The sequence below is a fragment of the Luteibacter sp. RCC_6_2 genome (assembly GCF_041360655.1).
Taxonomy (GTDB): Bacteria; Pseudomonadota; Gammaproteobacteria; order Xanthomonadales; family Rhodanobacteraceae; genus Luteibacter.
Genome location: NZ_JBFUPQ010000011.1, coordinates 49,953 through 66,869 on the forward strand (window position 1 = coordinate 49,953; position 16,917 = coordinate 66,869).

19 protein-coding genes and 1 tRNA gene are annotated in these 16,917 nt (G+C 68.7%); 1 reads left to right on the top strand and 19 read right to left on the bottom strand.

Annotation, left to right across the window (positions count from 1 at the left end; genetic code table 11):
• Positions 1-6: 6 nt before the first annotated feature.
• From AB6730_RS13160 to AB6730_RS13190, 7 genes are read right to left on the bottom strand one after another with little or no spacing between them, the layout of a single operon-like run.
• A complete protein-coding gene (locus AB6730_RS13160; protein WP_371024054.1) occupies positions 7-1,209 on the bottom strand; it encodes a M24 family metallopeptidase in 1,203 nt (400 codons plus the stop codon).
• A complete protein-coding gene (locus tag AB6730_RS13165) occupies positions 1,206-2,801 on the bottom strand; it encodes an aldehyde dehydrogenase family protein (RefSeq protein WP_371024055.1) in 1,596 nt (531 codons plus the stop codon). Before AB6730_RS13165 ends, AB6730_RS13160 begins: the two co-directional genes overlap by 4 nt.
• 3 nt (positions 2,802-2,804) lie before the next feature.
• Positions 2,805-3,710 carry a dihydrodipicolinate synthase family protein gene (locus AB6730_RS13170; RefSeq protein ID WP_371024056.1) on the bottom strand — a complete coding sequence of 302 codons (906 nt, stop codon included), beginning with the start codon at positions 3,708-3,710 and terminating at the stop codon, positions 2,805-2,807.
• Positions 3,707-5,002 carry an FAD-dependent oxidoreductase gene (locus AB6730_RS13175; protein ID WP_371024057.1) on the bottom strand — a complete coding sequence of 432 codons (1,296 nt, stop codon included), beginning with the start codon at positions 5,000-5,002 and terminating at the stop codon, positions 3,707-3,709. Before AB6730_RS13175 ends, AB6730_RS13170 begins: the two co-directional genes overlap by 4 nt.
• Positions 4,995-5,237: a (2Fe-2S)-binding protein gene (locus tag AB6730_RS13180; RefSeq protein ID WP_371024168.1), complete on the bottom strand. Its 243-nt coding sequence runs from the start codon at positions 5,235-5,237 to the stop codon at positions 4,995-4,997. Before AB6730_RS13180 ends, AB6730_RS13175 begins: the two co-directional genes overlap by 8 nt.
• A gap of 2 nt (positions 5,238-5,239) precedes the next feature.
• The gene (locus tag AB6730_RS13185) at positions 5,240-6,355 is read right to left on the bottom strand and encodes an NAD(P)/FAD-dependent oxidoreductase (protein WP_371024169.1); all 1,116 of its coding nucleotides are present in this window, start codon (positions 6,353-6,355) and stop codon (positions 5,240-5,242) included.
• The gene (locus AB6730_RS13190) at positions 6,334-7,275 is read right to left on the bottom strand and encodes a 4-hydroxyproline epimerase (RefSeq protein WP_371024058.1); all 942 of its coding nucleotides are present in this window, start codon (positions 7,273-7,275) and stop codon (positions 6,334-6,336) included. The genes AB6730_RS13185 and AB6730_RS13190 overlap by 22 nt, the downstream gene beginning before the upstream one ends.
• Before the next feature lie 213 nt (positions 7,276-7,488).
• Here AB6730_RS13190 and AB6730_RS13195 point away from each other — a divergent pair, with 213 nt between their 5' ends.
• Positions 7,489-8,193, top strand: coding sequence for a helix-turn-helix domain-containing protein (locus AB6730_RS13195; protein WP_371024059.1), 705 nt, complete (start codon positions 7,489-7,491; stop codon positions 8,191-8,193).
• Positions 8,194-8,378: 185 nt separating this feature from the next.
• On the opposite strand, the gene AB6730_RS13200 is transcribed toward AB6730_RS13195, so the two are convergent.
• The 12 genes from AB6730_RS13200 to ccmA all read right to left on the bottom strand — a co-directional run bounded on the left by AB6730_RS13200 (position 8,379) and on the right by ccmA (position 16,773).
• A tRNA-Leu gene (locus AB6730_RS13200) sits at positions 8,379-8,463 on the bottom strand.
• A gap of 21 nt (positions 8,464-8,484) precedes the next feature.
• Positions 8,485-9,063, bottom strand: coding sequence for a cysteine dioxygenase (locus AB6730_RS13205; RefSeq protein ID WP_371024060.1), 579 nt, complete (start codon positions 9,061-9,063; stop codon positions 8,485-8,487).
• A gap of 49 nt (positions 9,064-9,112) precedes the next feature.
• Positions 9,113-10,219, bottom strand: a complete 1,107-nt coding sequence (locus tag AB6730_RS13210; RefSeq protein WP_371024061.1) for a homoserine O-acetyltransferase — start codon at positions 10,217-10,219, stop codon at positions 9,113-9,115.
• Positions 10,220-10,370: 151 nt separating this feature from the next.
• Complete coding sequence (locus tag AB6730_RS13215; protein WP_371024062.1) at positions 10,371-11,039, bottom strand: tetratricopeptide repeat protein; 669 nt, start codon at positions 11,037-11,039, stop codon at positions 10,371-10,373.
• The gene (locus tag AB6730_RS13220) at positions 11,036-11,479 is read right to left on the bottom strand and encodes a cytochrome c-type biogenesis protein (protein ID WP_371024063.1); all 444 of its coding nucleotides are present in this window, start codon (positions 11,477-11,479) and stop codon (positions 11,036-11,038) included. The genes AB6730_RS13215 and AB6730_RS13220 overlap by 4 nt, the downstream gene beginning before the upstream one ends.
• On the bottom strand, positions 11,476-12,018 hold the full coding sequence (locus AB6730_RS13225; protein ID WP_371024064.1) for a DsbE family thiol:disulfide interchange protein: 543 nt from the start codon (positions 12,016-12,018) through the stop codon (positions 11,476-11,478). The genes AB6730_RS13220 and AB6730_RS13225 overlap by 4 nt, the downstream gene beginning before the upstream one ends.
• Positions 12,015-13,982 (bottom strand): heme lyase CcmF/NrfE family subunit, encoded by a 1,968-nt coding sequence (locus AB6730_RS13230; protein WP_371024065.1) that lies wholly within the window; start codon positions 13,980-13,982, stop codon positions 12,015-12,017. Before AB6730_RS13230 ends, AB6730_RS13225 begins: the two co-directional genes overlap by 4 nt.
• The gene (gene ccmE, locus AB6730_RS13235) at positions 13,979-14,440 is read right to left on the bottom strand and encodes a cytochrome c maturation protein CcmE (RefSeq protein ID WP_371024066.1); all 462 of its coding nucleotides are present in this window, start codon (positions 14,438-14,440) and stop codon (positions 13,979-13,981) included. The genes AB6730_RS13230 and ccmE overlap by 4 nt, the downstream gene beginning before the upstream one ends.
• Positions 14,424-14,624 (bottom strand): heme exporter protein CcmD, encoded by a 201-nt coding sequence (ccmD, locus tag AB6730_RS13240; protein ID WP_306846465.1) that lies wholly within the window; start codon positions 14,622-14,624, stop codon positions 14,424-14,426. Before ccmD ends, ccmE begins: the two co-directional genes overlap by 17 nt.
• Positions 14,621-15,388, bottom strand: coding sequence for a heme ABC transporter permease (locus tag AB6730_RS13245; RefSeq protein ID WP_371024067.1), 768 nt, complete (start codon positions 15,386-15,388; stop codon positions 14,621-14,623). Before AB6730_RS13245 ends, ccmD begins: the two co-directional genes overlap by 4 nt.
• Before the next feature lie 66 nt (positions 15,389-15,454).
• Complete coding sequence (gene ccmB, locus AB6730_RS13250; RefSeq protein WP_371024068.1) at positions 15,455-16,141, bottom strand: heme exporter protein CcmB; 687 nt, start codon at positions 16,139-16,141, stop codon at positions 15,455-15,457.
• Positions 16,138-16,773 (bottom strand): cytochrome c biogenesis heme-transporting ATPase CcmA, encoded by a 636-nt coding sequence (ccmA, locus tag AB6730_RS13255; protein WP_371024170.1) that lies wholly within the window; start codon positions 16,771-16,773, stop codon positions 16,138-16,140. Before ccmA ends, ccmB begins: the two co-directional genes overlap by 4 nt.
• Positions 16,774-16,917: the final 144 nt, after the last annotated feature.

Below are 16,917 nucleotides of genomic sequence, written 5' to 3' on the forward strand. Positions count from 1 at the left end.
GATGTATCAATCGGCGAACGGCTGGTCGATCGCTGGCGAGGGCTGGGTGAACCACGCGCCGCCATCCCCGGTCACGTAGAAATGATCCTCCAGGCGGATACCGAAACGGCCGGGCACGACGATCATCGGCTCATTGCTGCAGCACATGCCGGGGCCGAGCAGGGTGCGATTGCCGCGGACGAGATAGGGCGCCTCGTGGATGGCCAATCCGCAACCGTGCCCTGTTCGGTGGGGCAGGCCGGGAAGCCGGTAGTCCGGACCCAGTCCGCCCGCTTCCAGCACCCGTCGCGCCGCCGCGTCGATCTCGGCACAAGGCACGCCGGGGCGTACCGCGTCGAACGCCGCCTGTTGCGCGGCGCGCTCCAGGTCCCAGAGGCGGGCCTGGTCGGCGTCGGGCGTGCCGAAGACATAGCTCCGGGTGATGTCGGACTGGTAGCCCTGCACGCTGCATCCGGTATCGATCAGCACCAGGTCGCCGCGCTGGAGGTATTGTTCGCCGGGAATGCCATGCGGGAACGACGTCGCATGCCCGAACTGGACGATGCAGAACGTCGAACCGTTGTCGGCACCCAGCGCGCGGTGGGCTTCGTCGATGAAACGTTTCACTTCGCCCGTGCCGATGCCTTCGTGAAGCATGCCCGCGGCCAGCCGCTGCACGTGCAGCGTCATGGCCGTGGCCTGCTTCATCAGGGCCAGCTCGGCTTCGGTCTTCGACATGCGGCAGCCGTCGATCACGGCCGTGCCGTCGACGACCTCGCCGTACGGGAACACGCGGCGCAACGCCTCGAAGACACCGAAGGGCGCCGCCGGATCGAGCGCCAGGACGCGCCCGCCGGTCGTCGCCAGACGGTTCGCCACCAGGGCTTGCGGGTCCTCGTGTTCCTCCCACAGGGCCAGTTCCACCGGATGGGCCATCACGGCGCGCAGCGACCCTTCCTCGAACGCGGGACAGACCAGCACGGGCTCGCCACGACGTGGAAGCAGCAAGGCCACCAGGCGTTCGGTGGCGCCCCAGGGAATGCCGGTGAAATAGCGAAGCGAGTTGCCGGCGCCGACCAGCAACGCATCGGCGCCGATGTCGTGGAGGAGTGTCCGGGCGTGCTCGATGCGCGCGAGGTATTCCTCGTGGGCGATGGGCGCGGCGACGGCGTTCCATGGGGCCAGGGCCGCACGCGCATCCGCCGGTGAGAGGTGTCCGATCTGGATCATCGGGAGACTCCCACGTCGGCATCGGTCCATCGGCCGTCGATGCGCCGCTGGATCGGCCCCGGGTTGCGATCGCGCAGTTCCGGCGGCAGCAACGCCTCGGGCACGTTGTCGTAGCTGTGCAGCGCGGCGAAGCGGTGGATCGCCGTGGGCATGCCCACCGCGGTGAAGCCGGGATGGCCCGTCGCGGGATAGGGACCGCCATGATTCATCGCCGGGCTGACCGCGACGCCGGTGGGCATGCGATTGGCGATGAGGCGGCCCACGCGCTTGCGCAAGGGCGGCGCGACCGCCTGCCAGAGCGTGTCGTCGCTGCCGTCGGCGGCGCGGTACAGCGTCGCCGTGAGGTTACCCTCGAAGGCTTCGGCGATCGCCACCATCGCGGTCTCGTCCGCGCCGCCGACGAGCAGGCTGACGGGACCGAACGCTTCCGCCTGCAGGGCATCGCGATGGGCGAGGAAGGTCGCGGCGTCGACATGGAGCAAGGTGGGTTCGAAGCGGTAGCCCTGGCCGTCGCCCTTGCCTCCGCCGGCCAACACGCGGGCACCGGCGTCGACGAGCGCCTGCACGGCGCGCGCGAGATTGTCCCGCACGCCACGGGAGAACAGCGGGCGCGGCGTCGCCGACGCGAAGTGTTTCGTGGCGGCGGCGACGAAGGTATCGCCGGCCTCGCCATGCGCGACCACGACGATGCCGGGGTTGGTGCAGAACTGGCCGCTGCCCATGGTGCACGAGGCGAAGAACTCCTGCGCGAGGGGCTCGGCGCGTTCCGTCAGCGCACCCGGCAAGAGGAAAACGGGATTGACGCTGGAAAGCTCCGCGTACATCGACACGCCAGCCGCATCGGCGGCGGCCTTGAGTGCGAGGCCGCCCGCGCGGCTGCCCGTGAAGCCGATCGCGCCCAGCCGCGCGTCACCGGCCAGGGCCACGCCCAGCGCATTGTCGAAGTGGTAGAGCATCTGCACGGATGCGCCCGGCAGGCCCGTGTCGAGCAATGCCTTGTGCGCCAGTTCCGCCAGGCGACGGCTGGTCGCGGGATGCGATGGATGGGCCTTGGCGATCACCGGATTGCGCGCGGCGATGGCCGATGCGAAGTCGCTGCCGGCGATGGCGTTGAAGGCGAAGGGAAAGTTATTGGGGCCGAACACCAGCACCGGCTTGCCCAGCGGTGCGCGGTGCGCGCGCAGACCGGTGGCGGTGTCGATGACCGGATCGGTCCACGCGTAGTCGCGCACGGCGCGTGCCGCCTGCCGCAATTGTCCGCTCGTGCGCGGCAGTTCCACCGAGCGCAGGCGCGGCTCGGCAGGCAGGGCGGTTTCCTCCGCGGCCAGCGCGACCAGCGTGTCCGCGTCCTCTTCGATCGCCTGGGCGTAGCGGTCGAGGAAATCGGCGATGCGTGCCGGAGGCGTCGCCGCCAGTTCCGCCGCGACCGAGGAAGCGGCGGCGAGCGCGGCTTCCAGATCGGCCGCGCCGCTGATGGGAAACGCGGGGCCGATCGGCTCGGCCCGCGTCGGGTCTTCGGCACGGAAGGCGCCGGCCGCATCGGCCGATGCGCACCAGCGGCCGCCGAGCAGCAGTTTCGCATCGGCCTGCATGACTCAGAGCCCCGGCTTCGTGGCGATGGCGTGGTCGATCACGGCCAGCGCCGCTTCGCGTTCGGCACCCGTGACCGTCAAGCGTGGCGCGCGTACGGTCTCGCTGCCCATGCCGGTCTTGGCCTGCACGAGCTTGATCAGCTGCACGAAGGTGGGCACCGTGTCGAGGCGGAGCAGTGGCAGGAACCATGCGTACAGCGACTCCGCGGCGCGGGGGCCGCCGTCGCGCGCGAGTTCGAACAGCTTCACCGATTCCTTCGGATACGCGTTGACGAGGCCCGCGATCCAGCCCACCGCGCCCATGCTCACGCCTTCGACGATGGCATCGTCCATGCCGACAAGGAGGTCGAGGCGATCACCGAGGAGGGCACGGATGGCGGCGAAACGGCGCACGTCCCCGGAGGATTCCTTCACCGCCTGCAGGTTCGGGAACTGCGCGGCGAGTTCGGCGATCTGCGCGGGCGCGAAGTCGGTCTTGTAGGCGACCGGATTGTTGTAAAGCATGCAGGGCAGGTCGGTGGCCGCGATGACGGCCTTTACATGCGCGCTCATTTCGCGCCAGTCCGTGGAATACACATACGGCGGCAGCACCATCAGGCCGGCGCAGCCGATGGCCTTGGCTTCCTTCGCGAGGCGTACGGCTTCATCGGTCGAGAGCGACGCGATGCCGGGAATCACCGGCGCGCGGCCGTCGAGCGCCTTGACCAGGGTGCGCAGGATGTCGGTCTTCTCCTCGAAGCTCAGCGTGGCCGCTTCGCCGAGGGAACCGAGGGGGACGATGCCCTTGCAGCCGGCGTCGATCATCTGCAACGCATGGCTGGCGAGGAAGGCGTGGTCGACCTTGCCATCGGCGGTGAAGGGCGTGGTGACGGCGGGCAGGACACCGCGCCAGAAAGTTGCCTTGCTCATGATGTGTAGCCTCTGGTATCGCTGACGGAAGAAAGAACGGGTTCGCCCAGCGTGGCCAGGCGAGCGGGAAAGAGAGGTGGCCGTGTGCCGCCGCGCGGGCCGTGCCCGAGTTCGGCGAGCGCGCTGCCGCAGATGCGGCCCTGGCAGGCGCCCATGCCGCAGCGCGTGGCGAGTTTCGCTTCGCGGGTGTCGGCGTGGGGGCGCACGGCGCCGAGGGGGACGTCTTCGCACCGGCAGATCGTCGTGTCGCCGTTCGCGAGTCCGCGCACGTCGTCGCGGACTGTGAAGTGTTCGCGTAGCGAAGCGGCGAAGGCGCGTGCGCGATCGCGCCGCTGCACCAGCGTGGGTGGCACCGGCGCTCCGGCCGCGGCCAGCCCGGCGATGCGGCCTTCCACCCTGGCGCAGTCGAGTCCGCCGATACCGCAGGCTTCGCCGGCGGCGAACACGCGTGGCTGGCTCGTGGCTTGCCACGGACCTACCTGCACACGCGCATGCGCACCTTCCGGCTCCAGCGCGCAACCGAGCAATTGGGCCAGCTCCACCTGCGGCAGCAGGCCGTAGCCCACCGCCAACAGGTCGCATGCGATGCGTTCGTCGCCCTGACGGCCACGTACGCGCGCGCCGGTGACGCCATGTTCGCCCTCGGCGGCGGTCACGATGCTGCCGGTCCGATACGGGACGCGCGCGAGTTCGAGTCGAAGCCGTGCCGCTTGCGCGAGCTTGCCCGGCCAACGCCAGAGACCGGCGGCGAAGCGATGCACGGCGGATGCGCCGGCCTGCTCGTGGATGCCCACGACGTGCGCGCCATGCCGTTGCGCGGTTGCCGCGGCCGCCAACAGCAGCGGTCCGCTGCCGGCGATGAGCACACGCTTGCCGCGCAGGGGCCAGCCTTGCTTGGCAAGCGCCTGTAAACCGCCGGCACCGGTGACGCCGGGCAGGGTCCAGCCGGGGAAGGGCAGCAGGAGCTCGCGCGCGCCCGTGGCGAGTACGAGAGCGCCGTAGGCGAGATGGAAGCCGCGATGCGCATCCTGCAAGAGCAGTCGCCCCGGTTCGACGGCGACGACCTGCGTTCCCTCCAGGCACGTGACGTTGGCGTTCCCGGCGACGTCGCGGATCGCATCCGTCGCCACGCGCGGTTGACCGTGAAGTACGTCGTGCCGCCAGACCTGACCGCCCGCGCGTGGCTGGCTGTCGATCAGCACCACCCGCTTGCCTTGGCTCGCGGCGGCTTCCGCCGCGGCGAGGCCCGCCGGCCCGGCGCCGACGACGACGATGTCGCAGGCGTCAACCATCGGTTTCCACCCGCATGCCTGGATTGACGACGCGTTGGCAGGCGCGTTGCTGGGCCACGCCATCGATGCGTACGCGGCATTCGAAACATACGCCCATGCCACACAGCGGCGCACGCGGCTCGCCTGTCACGGAACGGCGGAACGGCTCGCCGACGAGTGCGATCGCCGCCGCGACGGATATGCCGGCCGGCACGTGCACGCGGCGCCCGTTGACGGTGAGTCGCACGGTGCTCATTTTCATGACCGCACCCGCGAGGGATCGTAGGGCGCCGGATCGATCGCGGGCGCGCGGCCGAGGATCTGATCGATGACCACGCGCGCGCTGCCCAGGGAGGTCGTCACGCCCAGCCCTTCATGCGCGGCCGCCACCCAGACATCGTCGCGGCCCGGCGCGCGGCCGAGATAGGGCAGGCCATCCACGCTTACCGGACGAAAACCCGTCCACAGGCGAATCGCGTCCAGTTCACGCAGCCGTGGCAGAAAGCGAAAGCTCCGTTCCAGCATGCGCCGGATCATCACCATCGAAACGTCGGAGTCCATGGCGTCGTATTCGCGCGATGAACCGATCAGGATCTGTCCGGTGGGGCGCGGCTGAACGTTGAAGGCGACACTGGAGGCGTCGCCACCATGCGCGCTGTCCGCGTAGCCGAGTTCGAGCAGCTGATGCCGGATCACGCCGGGATAGCGGTCGGTGATCACCAGGTGTCCCTTGCGCAGGCGTACCGGCAGGCCCGGCAACAGGGACGGCAACGCACCACCATTGGCGAGCAGCACGGGACCGGTCAACCGCCGGCCCCCGCGCAGGAGCACGCCGTGGTCTTCGAGGCGGAACACCGCATCCTGGTGGTAAACGGCGCCGCGCGCGATCGCCTGGTCGATCCCATGGCGGGCGACAGCCGGAGGAAACACCACCGCTTCGTTCGCCACGCGCATGCCGCCGGCGAGGCCGGGCGCGAGCGCGGGTTCGAGGCGGTAGAGTTCCCGCGCGTCGATCCGCTCCGCGACGACGCCCGAGGCGGCGAGCCGCGCGATCTTTTCAGGGATACGTGCGAACTCTTCGTCGTTGCTGGCCACCCACAGGGTTCCACAGCGGCTGAACTCCGCCTGCGGCAGGTTCGCGAACGCTTCCCAGAGGCCTAGCGAGTAGTGCGCCAGCGCGAGCTCGGCGGGATCGTCGTCCATGGCCACGAGGTGACCCATCGCCGCGGCGGTCGCGCCGCCACCGACGACGCCCGGTTCCACGATGGCGATGCGCATGCCCTGCGCGGTGGCGTAGTCGGCGCATGCCGCGCCCACGATGCCGGCACCGACGATGATCAGGTCGTAACCGCTCACCCCGCGCCGATGCCCCAGGCCAGCGGATCGGCCTCGTCGATCAGGATCTGCCCCTTCATCGTGACGTGCGCGCTGCCGGTGATGCGTGGCAGGACACCGGACGCCCCCGGCTGGAAAGTCACCTCGAACACGCTGCCGAGGATGCCGGCCTGCCGCCAGACGGCACCGGTGGCGAGCTTTCCGTCCGCGGCCAGGCAGGCGACCTTGGCGCTGGTGCCGGTGCCGCAAGGCGAGCGGTCGTAGGCCATGCCGGGACAGAGCACGAAGTTGCGGCCGTCGGCGTCGGGTTGCCCGGGTGCCGCGTTCAATTCGATATGGTCGATCTCCGCGCCGTCCGCGCCGGTGATGCCTTCGCGTTCCAGCGCTGCGCGGATGGCCTCCGTATAGATCGTAAGCGCACGTTGATGGTCGAGGGTCAGCGGCAGCGGCGTGTCGGCCGTGATGAAGAACCAGTTGCCACCCCAGGCGACGTCGCCGACGACGCTGCCGTAGCCCGGCACCTCGAGACGAACGTCCTTGCGGTGGCGATAGCTTTCCACGTTGTCGATCGACACGCGGCCATCATCGAGCAGTTCGATGCCGACGGTACCCACCGGCGTCTCGAGGCGGTGGCGGCCCGGACCGATGCGTCCCAGGTGCTGCAAGGTGCGGATCGTGCCGATGGTGCCGTGGCCGCACATGCCGAGATAACCGACGTTGTTGAAGAAGATCACGCCGGCGCAGGCCTCGGGATCGGCCGGCGGTACGAGCAGGGCGCCCACCATGGTGTCCGAGCCGCGCGGCTCGCAGGCGATCGCCTGGCGCCAGCGGTCGTGTTCCGCGCGCATCAGCCGCCGCCGTTCGGCGAGCGAACCGTTGCCCAGGTCGGGGAAGCCGGACAGGACGACGCGTGTGGGTTCGCCGCCGGTATGCGAATCGATGAAGTCGAGGGTGTGCATGGCTTCATGCTCGCCGGGGAGCGCCTCGGCGGGATAGAAACCTTTGCCGGATTCAGATGCGGAATTCAGCATACCTAGCGAGGGTGGCCTGGTCGCCTTGGCGATGCCACCGTACTTGCCATCCAACCGCCCATCGGCTTTATGATGCGGTGCGGCAGCGAAATATCCCGTTGCCCATGCCGTCGCCGCTCGCCCCGGAGGAGCCCCGCGCCCGTGAAGATTTCAGCCGATGAACTCGAGCCGCTCTTCGATGCGCTTCCCGACGTGGTGTTCTTCGTCAAGGACACCCAGGGCCGCTACACGCACGCCAATCTCACCCTGGTTCGCCGCCTGGGCCTGAAGCATCGCAGCGACATCATCGGCAAGGACGTGACCGAGTTGTTTCCGACGACGATGGGTGGTTCCTACGCGGCGCAAGACCGCCGCGTGCTGACCGGCGAACTGATCGAGAACCAGCTCGAGGTGCACATCTTCAACAATCGCGCGCCGGGTTGGTGCCTGACCTGCAAACGCCCGTTGATCTCGCGCGGCGAGGTGCGTGGCGTCATCGGCATTTCGCGCGACCTGGGCCAGCCGGACGGCAGGCATCCCACGTATGACCGGCTGCGTCGCGTGCTGGCGCACATGCAGGAACACTATGCGGACAACGTCCGCGTGCATACGCTGGCGACGCTCGCCGGTTTGTCGGTCGCGCAACTGGAGCGGCATTTCCGCCGTGTTTTCCAGCTCACGCCGCAACAGGTGCTGACCAAGGTGCGCATCGAGAGCGCGATGCGCCTGCTCGGCGGCGAGGACAGCATCGCCGCCATCGGCATGGCATGCGGTTTCGTCGACCAGAGCGCCTTCGCAAGGCAATTCAAGGCGACGGTGGGGATGACTCCCAGCGCCTATCGCACGATGGTGACGACGGAGCGGTGAGCTCTGGTGGGAGCCGACCCTGTCGGCGATGGGTGCTTGCCGTAACTTTGCCCGCTGCCGCGCTGCCGCGGGATCGCCGACAGGGTCGGCTCCCACCAGGGCCTTTCCCATGCCGGGTGGTGGTGCAGTTCGTAGCGGCCGGAGCGGAAAAGAAAAAACCGCCCTCGGTGAGGACGGTTTCAATGTGGTGCCCGAGGTCGGACTCGAACCGACAAGCCTTGCGGCGGAGGATTTTGAGTCCTCTGCGTCTACCAATTCCACCACTCGGGCATGGACGCGATTATGCGGGAATCAGTGGACGCGGTCGAGGCCCAGCTGGCGTTCGTCGCGCAGGTACCAGTCGTCGCCCTGGGGGTTGAACACGGCGCACTGGGTCATGCGGCCCGAGTAGATGTGCAGGCTGACGGCCAGCGCATCCTCGCTCGGGTTGCGGATGGTGTGGTACTCGTGCGGGGGGATCAGGCTGCCGGCGGAACCCGGGCCGGCCTGGATCGAGCCGACGGGGCGGAAGTGGTAGCGCTGGGCGTCGTGGTCGAGCAGTTCGTACTGGACGATCTCCAGCGCGCCGTTCCAGACGCCCTCGACGCACCACATGCCGCTATGGTCGTGGATCAGGGTGCCCTGGCCGGGCCCCCAGGTCATGGCGACCACGCTGTAGCCGTGTTCCTCGCTGCGGTAGAGCTCGCGGCGCGCGTAGTGGTCGCCGGCGGTCTCGAACACGCACTGGGGCAGCTGCACCTCCTGCGAGCGGATCAGCCGGCACAGCGCGTTGCGCAGGGTGTCGGTGATCGCCGGGGTGCTCGGCTGGGCGACCGAGGCGTCGATGGCCTCGATGAGCTTGCGGCTGCCCGGGAAGTCGACCGTGATCATGGGATGGAACCTCTGGAGGCGGTGGCGTGGGGACGCCGGTCGCCACCGATCATAGCAGGGAGCGGAGGAAGCCCCCAATCGCCCGGCTGTAGTTCTCGATGTCCACCAGGAAGGCGTCGTGGCCCTGCGGCGAGTCCAGCGCCACGAATTCCACCTGCGCCCCGGCGGCCTCCAGGCCCTTGGCGATGGTTTCCTGCTGCTCCAGGGGGAACAGGATATCCGTGCTCACCCCGATGACCAGGGCGCGGTCGACGTGAATCCGGGCCAGACCGCGCATCACGTCGCCGTCGCCGTATTCGGCCACGTCGAACCAGTCGCTGGCGCGCGAGAGGTAGAGGTAGCTGTTCGGGTCGAACTGGCGGTTGAAGCGGCGCGCATGGCCTTCCAGGTAGGACTCCACCTGGAATTCGAAGCCGAACGGCTCGTTGCCGTCGCGTTGTTCCGGGTCGAGGCGGATACGGGCGAAACGGCCGTTCCATTCCATCGCCGAGCGGTAGGTGATGACACCGAGCTTGCGCGCGATGCTCATGCCGTGTTCCGGCCACTCGTCGCCGCCGTAGCGGCCTTCGTTCCAGTGCGGGTCGAGGCGGATCGCCTCGCGCTGCAACGAGCGGATGGCGATGGCGAAAGGCTGCGCCTGCGGCGCGGTGTCGACGCTGATGTGGGTCCGCGTGGCGCCCGGATGCAGCAGCATGTACGCGAGCGCGCTCATGCCGCCCATGGAGCAACCCACCAGGCAGGCCAGTTGCGCGATGCCCAGCCCCGTCACCGCTTCGTACGCGGCGTTGGCGACATCTTCGAGCGACAACTCGGGGAAGGTCAGGCGATAGGGTTCGCCGGTGGCCGGATCGACGGAGGCGGCGCAGGTGGAGCCCTTGTCGCTACCGAGCGAGTTGACGCAGATGACGAAGTAGCGGTCGGTATCGAACGCGCGGCCCGGGCCGATCATGTCCTCCCACCAGCCGGGGCTGGGGTCCTCGGCGTTGGCCGCCGCGTGCGCGCTGGGCGACAGGCCGGTGAGGATCAGGATGGCGTTGTCACGCCCGGTCGCGAGCGTGCCCCAGGTCTCGAACGCCACGCGCGCGCCGTGCAGTTCCCCGCCGCGCTTCATGCGGAACGGGGAAGTCAGTTCGTGGTATTTGCGGGCGTCAGCCATGAACTCGATCTTGGGTCCGAAACGGCATTATTGAATGCCCGTCGCTTGGGTGGGAAGCGGGCTGGCCCGCGATCCATCACGTCGAGGGTTCGCGGGCCAGCCCGCTTCCCACCTGGGTGCGGCGGCTGGCCGCGACGCTTCTGGCCGTTCGTTACATGGGCTTGTTCGCGGCGCGCTTGTCGGCAAGGGCGATCTGCTGGGCCACGGCCTGGGCCACGTTGGAATCCGGGTCGAGCAGCGGTTGCAGCTTGCGCCAGGTGGCCGCGGCATCGGTGTAACGCTCTTGCTGGAACTGCGCGATGCCGAGCAGCCACAAGGCCCGCTGGCTCTGCGGTTCGAGGGCCAGCGCACCGGTGAGCAGATCCATGGCACGGCCTTCGATGCGGTGATCCGGCCGCACGAGTGAGTCCGCTTCCGCCCATCCGACCATCGCCGCGACATTCTTCGGGTCGGCTTTCAAGGCGCGGCCGTACGCGTCGCGCGCATCGGGTGCTTGCTTGAGCATGCTGTAGGTCTGGCCGAGCAGGACCCAGCCCTGGGCGTCGTCGGGATGCTCCTTGAGGCGCGCCAGCAGGCTGTCGATGGCTTCGCCGACGGTCATTTCCTTCGCCGGCTCGACGCCACCGAGGGTCGACGGCGTACCGACGAGCAAGTAGATGCCGGCGCTGCCCAGCGGCAGGACCAGGGCAATGACCACTACCCATGCGAACACACCGCGCGGACGGCCATGCAGGCGGCCCTGGCGAACGAGCGGAACGAGCAGCAGGGCGAGCGCGAGGGCGAGCATCGCCGCCGCGACGAGATAGAACGCGAGTGTCACCAGTCGTCCTCGGTGTCGTTGGCCGGCGTGCCGACGGTGGGATTCTGTCGTGCGCGGCGGCGTACCTGCACGGCGACGACGATGGCGCCGGCGGCGAGCAGGGCGAGCGGGCCGAACCAGAGCAGCCAGGTGGACGGCTCGACGGGCGGCTTGTACAGCACGAACTGCGAGTAGCGGTCGACGAGGTAGGTCTTGATCTCGTCGTCGCTCTTGCCCGCCTGGATCATCTCGAACACCTGCCGGCGCAGGTCGTGCGCGATCGGCGCGTTGGAGTCGGCCAGTGTTTCGTTCTGGCACATCGGACAGCGCAGTTCGGAGGTCAGCTTCTGGAAACGGACTTCTTCCGCGCGATCGTGGAACGGCAGGGGCTGGATGGCCTGCGCGCAGGCCACGACGGGCAGCAGGCAAAGCACCAGCCAGAGAAGGGCGCGGCGGATCATGGCGTTTCCTTCGCCAGTGCGACGAGAGCGGGACGGATTTCCTTCTCGATCACCTCGGGCGTGATCGGGCCGATGCGCTTGTAGCGGATCACGCCCTTCGCATCGATCAGGAAGGTTTCCGGTGCCGCGTAGACGCCGAAATCGATGCCGGCGCGTCCGTCGCGGTCGGCGACGATCACATCGAAGGGATTGCCGTGCTCGGACAGCCACGTCGTGGCGGCTTCCGGCTCGTCCTTGTAGTTGAAGCCGACGATGGGGAGGCCGAGCCGCTTCATGTCCGTCATCAGCATCGGGTGTTCGTGCACGCACTCGATGCACCAGCTGGCGAACACGTTGAGGAAATAGGGCTTGCCGAGCAGGGACGCCTTGTCCACGGTGCGCGACGGTTCGCCGAGCACCGGCAGCGCGAACGCGGGTGCGGGCTTGTCGATCAGCGGCGACGCGATCTCGCGCTGGTCGTGCTGCGTGTTCCACCAGATGCCGAAGCCGAACAGGCCCACCAGGAGGAGGAAGCCGATCAGGGGAAGCAGGCGGCTCATGCCGGCGTCGCCTCCGCCTTGAGCTTGCCTTCGGCGGCGAGAATCTTCTTCGCCCGGAAGCGGCGCTCGCAGGCGGCGAGGAAGCCACCGGCCATCATGAACAGGCCGCCCAGCCAGATCCAGCGCACGAAAGGCTTGTGATACAGGCGCAAGGCCCACGCGCCCTGCACGTCGTTCGCGTCCATCGGTTCGCCCAGCGCCACGTAGATGTCGCGGAACAGGCCGGCGTCGATGGCCGACTCGGTCTGCACCTGGCCGCGGGAATAGGTGCGCTTCTGCGGATGCATCGTGCCCACCGTGGTGCCGTCGCGGAGGATCGTGACGACGCCTTCGTCCGCGCGCCAGTTCGGGCCTTCGGTTTCCTCGACCCCGTCGAAGCGGAAGTCGTAGCCGCCGATGGACTCAGATTGTCCGGGCGCGAGGCGCACGTCGCGTTCCACGCTGAGCGATTCGGAAAGCATCACGCCGATCACGAAGATCGCCACACCTGTGTGCGCGACCAGCATGCCGGCCATTTCCGCGGGAAAACGCCGCCCGCGCGGCATCTCACGCCAGCGCTTGATGACGTAGGACAGCGTGCCCGCGCCGATCCACACCGCGCCGGCCACGCCGGCGATCGCGCGCAGATGGCCTTGTGCGAAGAAGGCGGCGGCGATCGCGCAGATGAGCGCGGCGACGCCGGCGCGCAACGCCATCGCCGTGAGTTGCCGCCCTTCGGCACGACCCCAGCGAAGGTACGGGCCGAACGGCAGCAAGAGCACCGCGGGCGCCATCAGCATCACGAACAGGAAACCGAAATACGGCGGTCCGACCGAGATGCGTCCGAGGTTCAAGGCGTCGCCGATCAACGGGAACAGCGTGCCTAGCAAGACCATCGCCGCCGCCGTGGTGAACAGCAGGTTGGCGACCATGACACCGGTTTCGCGCGAAAGCGGCGCGAAGGGCTTGCCCGTGGCCACCTTGGGCGCGCGGATCGCATACAGCAGCAGCGATCCGCCGATCACGATGATGAGGAAACCCAGGATGTAGAGGCCGCGGCGCGGATCGGAGGCGAACGCATGCACCGAGGTGAGCACGCCGGAACGGACGAGGAAGGTGCCCAGCAACGACAGCGAGAAGGCGAACAACGAGAGCAGCACCGTCCACGCGGGAAGCGATCCGCGTTTTTCCGTCACCGCCTGCGCATGGATCAACGCGACGCCGACCAGCCAGGGCATGAACGACGCATTCTCCACCGGGTCCCAGAACCACCAGCCGCCCCAGCCCAGTTCCGCATAGGCCCACCAGCTGCCGGCGACGATGCCGAGGGTCAGGAAGGCCCAGGCCACGTTCGTCCACGGCCGCGCCCAGCGCACCCAGGCCTGTTCCATGCCGCCGCCGAGCAAGGCGGCGATCGAGAAGGCGAAGGCGACCGAGAAGCCCACGTAACCCATGTACAGCACGGGCGGGTGGAAGGTCATGCCCGGGTCCTGCAGGACGGGATTGAGGTCGCCGCCATCCGCGGGCATCGGCAGTTCGCGCACGAAGGGGTTGGAGGTGAACAGGATGAAGGCGAGGAAGCCGACGCCGATCAGGCCCAGCACGCCGAGCACGCGCGCGACGAAGGCGGGCGGCAGGTGACGGCTGAAGGCGGCCAGCGCGACCGACCAGACGTTGAGGATGAAGACCCACAGCAACATCGATCCCTCGTGCGCGCCCCATACCGCCGTGATGCGGTAGTACCAGGGCAGGGCGAGGTTGGAGTTGTCGGCGACGTAGGCCACCGAGAAGTCGTAGTGCAGGAAGGCGTGGATGAGGATCGCCATGGCGGCGAACACGAAGATGCCCTGGCCCGCGGCGGCCGGACGCGCCACGGCGATCAAGGCCGCGTTGCCGCGCCATGCGCCGAGGATCGGCAAGACGCCCTGCACAAGCGCGAGCAGCAACGCGAGCGCGAGCGCGAACTGGCCGAGTTCGGGGATCACCGTGGCATGTCCTTCTTGTCGTCGATCTTGCGGTTCTCGTGCGCCTTGGCCATGGCGTCCTTGAGTTCCTTCGGCATGTAGTTCTCGTCGTGCTTGGCGAGCACTTCGCTGGCGATGAAGCGGCCGCTGTCCATGCGCCCGGTGGCTATCACGGACTGGTTGTCGCGAAACAGGTCCGGGAGGATGCCGGTGTATTCGACGGGCATCGCGCCACCGTCGTCGACGACGATGAAGCTCACCTTCAACGTGTCGGCGGCGCGCTGGATGGAGCCGGATTTCACCATGCCGCCGAGGCGGAAGGTGGTGTACTGCGTGGCCTGGCCTTCCTGCACCTGGCTGGGGGTGAACAGGTAATTCATGTTCCGCTGCAGGGCGAACACGGTCAGGCCCACCGCCACGGCGGCGGCGGCGACGACCGAGATCACGATGGCGAGGCGGCGTTTACGCGTCGGATTCATTGCTTGGAGGGGTTCCCGGCCGGCGACGGTTTTCCTGGCGCGCGAGCCGTGCGCGAAGTTCGCGCAGGTTGCGGCGGCGCCGGGCCAACGGGGCCAGCGTGTCGATCAAGAGGACGATGAAGAAGACGGCGACGGCGGACCAGACATAGAAACCGTAGTCGCCCATGGCGAAGGCGTGGCTCATGCGGGATCGTTTCCCGCGCGGCCGGCCAGGAGGTCGCGCACCCAGCCCTTGCCGCCTTCGGAGGCGACGAGGTCGGCGCGGACGCGGGCGAACAGGCTGGCGATGTAGTAAAGCTTGGTGGCGGCCATCATGGTCAACAGCGGCCAGAGCATGCTCGCCTCGATATGCGACGGGCCGAGCAGGCGCACCGTCGAGGCTTGGTGCAGCGTGTTCCACCAGTTCACCGAGAAGTGCACGATGGGCACGTTGACCGCGCCCACCAGCACCAGGAAGGAGGCCGCGCGGGCACCCTGGCGACGGTCTTCGAACGAGTGGTACAGGCCGATCACGCCGAGATAGATGAAGAGCAGCACCAGTTCGGAGGTGAGCCGCGCATCCCAGGTCCACCACGTGCCCCACATCGGCTTGCCCCAGAGCGAGCCGGTGACGAGGGTGATGAAGGTGAAGGCGGCGCCGATGGGAGCGGATTCCATCGCCACGGTTTCGGCGATCTTGATCCGCCAGACCAGGCCGATGAAAGCGGCCACCGCCATCGCGCCATAGATGAACAGGCTCATCCATGCGCTGGGCACGTGGATGAAGATGATGCGGTAGGCGTCGCCCTGCTGGTAATCCGCCGGCGCGATGAACAGGCCGCCATACAGCGCGACCGCGCCCAGCACCAGCGCGAGACCGAGCGCCCACGGGCGCACGGCACCGGCGAAACGGTAGAACACCGGCGGCGAGCCGAGGCGGTGAAGCCAGAGCGGAACCCAGTTAGCCATCGATCCTCGTCGCAGGTTCGTTCAAGCACCGTGAGTCCCCCGATGGGACCGTGCGGTTGCGTGCGTTCATGTGTCCATGGCGATGCGTAGCGCGGCGGCGCAGGCCAGCGGCGCGAGGACGAGCGCCAGGGCGAGCCCCGCTCCCAGCCAGGCGATCGGCGCGATCCACGGCAGCCCTTCCTGCGCGGCGGCCACGGCTCCGGCGGCGAAGATCACGACCGGCACGCACAACGGCAGCAACATGAGCGCGAGAAGCATACCAGAGCGCCTCGTTCCCGCCGTCAGGGCGACCAGCACCGCGCCCATGAGGCTCAGCAGCGGCGTGGCGAGCAACAGCGCGGCGACCAGCACGGGGATGACCTCCGGTGGCAGCTTGAGCATGCCCGCCAGCAGCGGCGCCACCACGATCAGGGGCAGGGCGGCGGTGACCCAGTGCGCGAGGATCTTCATGGCGACCAGCAGCGCCAGCGGCTGCGGCGCGAGCATCAGCTGCTCCATCGAGCCATCCTCGATGTCGGCGCGGAAGAGCTGGTCGAGCGAGAGCAGGATGGCGAGCAGCACGGTGACGAACACGACGCCCCCGGCGATCCGCGACAGCAGGGCCGGGTCGGGGCCCAGCGCGAACGGGAACAGGGTGGCGACGATGACGGCGTACAGCACGGGCAGCGCGATGTCGCCGCGGCGGCGCCAGGCCAGGGTGAGGTCGCGCCGCAGCAGGGCGGCGCAGGCGGCGGGCGTGCTGCCGGGCCTCACGCGTGCAACCGGATGCGTCGGGGTTCGCCGCCGGCGAAGCTGACCGCGCCGTGGCTGGTCACCAGGGCCGCGCCACCGCGCGCGGTGTGGCGCTCGAGCAGGCGATTGACCAGGGCGATGCCTTCGCGGTCGAGATTCGCATACGGCTCGTCGAGCAGCCAGATGCGTGCGGGCACGAGGAGGAGCCGCGCCAGCGCGGCGCGCTTTTTCTGTCCCGCGGATAGACGCCGCACGGGCTCGTCCTCGAAGCCGGCCAGGCCGACCTCGGCCAGCGCGGAGCCCGCGTCCGCTCCTTCGCGCAGGCCATAGAGGCCGGCGCTCACGGCGAGGTTCTCGCGTGGCGACAGGTCGAACTTGAGCCCGAGATGATGGCCGAGGAACACGACCATGCCGGCCATGGTGTCGAGCGAGAAAGTGGCGCCGTCGAGGCGCACCTCGCCTTCGCCCGGCCGCAGCATGCCCGTGAGCACGCGCATGAGGGTGGTCTTGCCGCTGCCGTTGTCGCCTTCGACGAGGGCGATCTCGCCCGCGCGCAGCGCGAAGTCCAACGGTCCGAACACCGGCTCGTCCTGGCGCAGGAAGCCGAGCGCGCGGGCTTCGAGCAGGATCGGGGGTTCGATGGCGGCGGTCATCCGACGATTGTTGCGGGCCGCCGCGCGGATGTCCATGTATGGCCGCGTTGTGTGGGAGCCGACTTGTCGGCGATCCCTGCGAAGCGAAACCTCACCCCATGCATCGGCAGGCTCGGTGGGAGCCGACCCTGTCGGCGATTCCTG

Excerpts from the sequence above, each read along its gene's own strand:
- AB6730_RS13160 (WP_371024054.1), bottom strand. The coding sequence starts at position 1,209 with ATGATCCAGATCGGACACCTCTCACCGGCGGATGCGCGTGCGGCCCTG.
- AB6730_RS13165 (WP_371024055.1), bottom strand. The coding sequence starts at position 2,801 with ATGCAGGCCGATGCGAAACTGCTGCTCGGCGGCCGCTGGTGCGCATCG.
- AB6730_RS13170 (WP_371024056.1), bottom strand. The coding sequence starts at position 3,710 with ATGAGCAAGGCAACTTTCTGGCGCGGTGTCCTGCCCGCCGTCACCACG.
- AB6730_RS13175 (WP_371024057.1), bottom strand. The coding sequence starts at position 5,002 with ATGGTTGACGCCTGCGACATCGTCGTCGTCGGCGCCGGGCCGGCGGGC.
- AB6730_RS13180 (WP_371024168.1), bottom strand. The coding sequence starts at position 5,237 with ATGAGCACCGTGCGACTCACCGTCAACGGGCGCCGCGTGCACGTGCCG.
- AB6730_RS13190 (WP_371024058.1), bottom strand. The coding sequence starts at position 7,275 with ATGCACACCCTCGACTTCATCGATTCGCATACCGGCGGCGAACCCACA.
- AB6730_RS13205 (WP_371024060.1), bottom strand. The coding sequence starts at position 9,063 with ATGATCACGGTCGACTTCCCGGGCAGCCGCAAGCTCATCGAGGCCATC.
- AB6730_RS13210 (WP_371024061.1), bottom strand. The coding sequence starts at position 10,219 with ATGGCTGACGCCCGCAAATACCACGAACTGACTTCCCCGTTCCGCATG.
- AB6730_RS13220 (WP_371024063.1), bottom strand. The coding sequence starts at position 11,479 with ATGATCCGCCGCGCCCTTCTCTGGCTGGTGCTTTGCCTGCTGCCCGTC.
- AB6730_RS13225 (WP_371024064.1), bottom strand. The coding sequence starts at position 12,018 with ATGAGCCGCCTGCTTCCCCTGATCGGCTTCCTCCTCCTGGTGGGCCTG.
- ccmE (WP_371024066.1), bottom strand. The coding sequence starts at position 14,440 with ATGAATCCGACGCGTAAACGCCGCCTCGCCATCGTGATCTCGGTCGTC.
- ccmD (WP_306846465.1), bottom strand. The coding sequence starts at position 14,624 with ATGAGCCACGCCTTCGCCATGGGCGACTACGGTTTCTATGTCTGGTCC.
- AB6730_RS13245 (WP_371024067.1), bottom strand. The coding sequence starts at position 15,388 with ATGGCTAACTGGGTTCCGCTCTGGCTTCACCGCCTCGGCTCGCCGCCG.
- ccmA (WP_371024170.1), bottom strand. The coding sequence starts at position 16,773 with ATGACCGCCGCCATCGAACCCCCGATCCTGCTCGAAGCCCGCGCGCTC.